Source organism: Pseudoduganella sp. RAF53_2 (assembly GCF_052113985.1).
Lineage (GTDB): Bacteria > Pseudomonadota > Gammaproteobacteria > Burkholderiales > Burkholderiaceae_D > Rugamonas.
This window is the reverse complement of sequence record NZ_JBFRDW010000711.1, coordinates 1-2,935: the sequence shown is the minus strand read 5'-3', so window position 1 is coordinate 2,935 and position 2,935 is coordinate 1. Positions and strand designations below refer to the sequence as shown.

5 protein-coding genes are annotated in these 2,935 nt (G+C 63.2%); all 5 read left to right on the top strand.

What is annotated here, in order from left to right; translation table 11 throughout:
* A partial coding sequence (gene wrbA / locus AB4Z11_RS28250; RefSeq protein ID WP_442029145.1) for an NAD(P)H:quinone oxidoreductase occupies positions 1-483 on the top strand: 483 nt, incomplete at its 5' end.
* Positions 483-884 (top strand): DUF2069 domain-containing protein, encoded by a 402-nt coding sequence (locus AB4Z11_RS28245; RefSeq protein ID WP_442029144.1) that lies wholly within the window; start codon positions 483-485, stop codon positions 882-884. The genes wrbA and AB4Z11_RS28245, both read left to right, overlap by 1 nt.
* On the top strand, positions 884-2,293 hold the full coding sequence (locus AB4Z11_RS28240; RefSeq protein WP_442029146.1) for an FAD-binding oxidoreductase: 1,410 nt from the start codon (positions 884-886) through the stop codon (positions 2,291-2,293). The genes AB4Z11_RS28245 and AB4Z11_RS28240 overlap by 1 nt, the downstream gene beginning before the upstream one ends.
* Positions 2,290-2,712, top strand: coding sequence for a DUF4124 domain-containing protein (locus AB4Z11_RS28235; RefSeq protein WP_442029143.1), 423 nt, complete (start codon positions 2,290-2,292; stop codon positions 2,710-2,712). Before AB4Z11_RS28240 ends, AB4Z11_RS28235 begins: the two co-directional genes overlap by 4 nt.
* Positions 2,700-2,935: hypothetical protein (locus AB4Z11_RS28230; protein ID WP_442029142.1), on the top strand; the 236-nt coding region annotated here is incomplete at its 3' end. The genes AB4Z11_RS28235 and AB4Z11_RS28230, both read left to right, overlap by 13 nt.

The following is a 2,935-nucleotide window of genomic DNA, read 5'->3' as shown; positions in this document are numbered from 1 at the left end:
GTGCCAGCTGTGTCCACTGTGGCCGAGGCGACCGCGCCCGCCGTGCCGGACGAAGGTGCGCCGTATGTGGAACTCGACGATTTGCGCGAGTGTGCCGCAATTGCCGTCGGTTCGCCGACCCGCTTCGGCAATATGGCATCAGCCATGAAGTATTTCTGGGATGGCACCTCGGCCGAATGGCTGTCCGGCACCCTGGCCGGCAAGCCTGCCTGTGTGTTCACCTCCACCGGCAGTCTGCACGGCGGCCAGGAATCAACCCTGCTGTCGATGATGATCCCGCTGCTGCACCATGGCTTGATGATTCTGGGCCTGCCTTACACGCATCCTGAGCTGATGACCACATCGAGCGGCGGCTCGCCCTACGGCGCCAGCCACTGGTCCGGCCTGGATGGCAAGAAACCAATTACCGACGATGAGAAGCGCCTGGCCGTGGCCCTCGGCCGCCGCCTCGCCGAAACCGCCGTCAGAATGCAGGGAATGTGATGGAATCCAGCAAACATAAATTCTTCCATTGGGGCGCTATCGGCAGCATGGTGGCGCTGATTATCTGGTGCCTGCTGTGGGAGCTGCTGATTTCGCCGCTGCATCCCGGCGGTTCCTGGCTTGCGCTGAAGGCCGCGCCGCTGCTGATTCCTCTGGCCGGCATCATCAAGCGCGATATCTACACGCTGCAGTGGACGTCGATGATGATCCTGCTCTATTTCACTGAAGGCGTGGTGCGCGGCTGGAGCGATAAAGCCATGCCGTGGCTGGGCTGGGGCGAGGCTGGCATCGTCGTGGTGTACTTCCTGTGCGCGATTCTGTATGTGGCGCCGTATAAGCGCGCCGCCAAGAAAGCCGCCAAAGACCTGCTGGATAAGATCAATTCCAATTCCGTGAAATGATGCAATCGGCCTTCCTCGAACACTGCCGCCAACTGCTCGGCGATGCGCATGTGCTGACCGGGGAAGCCGACATGGCGCCCTTCCTGCGCGACTGGCGCGGACGTTTTACGGGCCGCGCGCTGGCAGTGCTGCGTCCCGGTTCGGTACAGGAAGTGGCGGTACTGGTGCGCGCCTGCGTGGYGGCACATGTCCCCATTGTGCCGCAGGGCGGCAATACAGGCCTGGTGCTCGGCAGCGTGCCCGATGCGAGCGGCAGCGCGGTGGTACTCTCGCTCGCCCGGCTGAACCAAGTGCGTGCTGTCGATCCGGTCAACCGCACCATGACTGTCGATGCGGGCTGCATTCTGCAATCCGTGCAGGAAGCGGCGGCAGCGCATGGCTGCCTGTTCCCCTTGTCGTTGGCGGCCGAAGGCAGTTGCACCATCGGCGGCAATCTCTCGACCAATGCCGGCGGCACGGCGGTTCTGCGTTACGGGAACACGCGCGAGCTGTGTCTCGGCCTGGAAGTGGTGACGCCGCAAGGCGAGATCTGGTCCGGTCTGCGCGGTCTGCGCAAGGACAATACCGGCTACGACCTGCGCGATCTGTTCATCGGCGCCGAAGGCACACTGGGCATCATCACTGGCGCCGTGCTGAAATTATTCCCGCAGCCGAAAGCCAGCATCACCGCCCTCGCCGCCCTCGCTTCGCCAGCCGACGCCTTACGCCTGCTGTCCGTGATGCAGGACCGCTGCGGCGCCAGCCTGACGGGTTTTGAGCTGATGTCCGCATTCTGCCTGCGCCTGGTCCACAAGCATTTCCCGCAACTGCCGCAACCGTTCGCGCAAGAGCACGGGCAGTATGTGCTGCTGGAGCTGTCCAGCAGCGAATCCGAGGAACATGCGGTCGGTCTGCTGGAACGCGCCATCGGCGCCGCGCTGGACGACGGCGTGATCGAAGACGCCGTTGTGGCCAGCTCGGTCGCCCAGTCGCAGGGCTTGTGGCAGATGCGCGAGCACATTCCTCTGGCGCAGGCGGCGGACGGCAAGAACATCAAGCACGATATCTCGCTGCCGGTATCGGCCATCGCCGACTTCATTGCAGACACCGAGCCGCTGCTGCAGCAGGCTTTCCCCGGCTGCCAGTTGGTCTGCTTCGGCCACCTTGGCGACGGCAACCTGCATTTCAATGTCGCGCCGCCGGTTGGCATCTCGAACGAAGACTTCCTGAGCAATCAGGACGCCGTGAACCTCCTGGTGCACGATAACGTCGTCGCATTCGGTGGCTCGATTTCAGCCGAACATGGCATCGGCGCGCTGAAACGCGACGAACTGGCGCGCTACAAGTCGCCAGTGGAGCTGCAAATGATGCGCGCGATCAAAGCCGCACTTGATCCCCTCGGTATCATGAATCCGGGGAAGATCATATGAAACCACTACTTCTGCTACTCGCCGTCGCCTTGCCCGCCGCCGCGCAGACCGTGAACAAATGCACGGTGGACGGCAAAATCACCTACAGCCAGCAGCCCTGCGAACGGGGACAGGCGGGCGTGGTCGCCGTTCCGGAAGCTCCCGTGTCCAATCCAGCTGCGAAATCCGATCTGGCGCGCCAGCAGAATGAAGCGGCAAAACTGGAAAAGGCCCGTCACAAGCGCGAGGCGCAGCAGGAGCGCGAGGATGCAGCAGCAAGCCGCGCGGCAGGCGTCCGGCAGCGCAAGTGCGCAAAGCTGAAGCAGGATCAGAAATGGGCTGAAGAAGACGCCCGCGACGCCACACTCCAGAATACCGAGCGAACGCGCATCAAAGCCAAACGCGCAGCTGAGCGCTACAACCTGGAATGCAGCAGTTGACGCAAGACGCGTCGCTACGGCGCCTGTCCCGCTGGCTGCTGCTCGGCGAATGGCGCGCGCATCCGGTACGCGCACTGGTCGCGATTGCGGCCATTGCGGTTGGTGTAGCGCTGGGCTTCGCGATCCATTTGGTCAACGCCGCTGCATTCAATGAGTTTTCGTCCGCCGTGCAATCGCTGTCCGGTCAGGCCGACGTCCAGGTCAGCGGCACAGAGCCCTTTAT

Coding starts and splice junctions, on each gene's coding strand:
- AB4Z11_RS28235 (WP_442029143.1), top strand. CDS start 2,290: ATGAAACCACTACTTCTGCTACTCGCCGTCGCCTTGCCCGCCGCCGCG.
- AB4Z11_RS28245 (WP_442029144.1), top strand. CDS start 483: ATGGAATCCAGCAAACATAAATTCTTCCATTGGGGCGCTATCGGCAGC.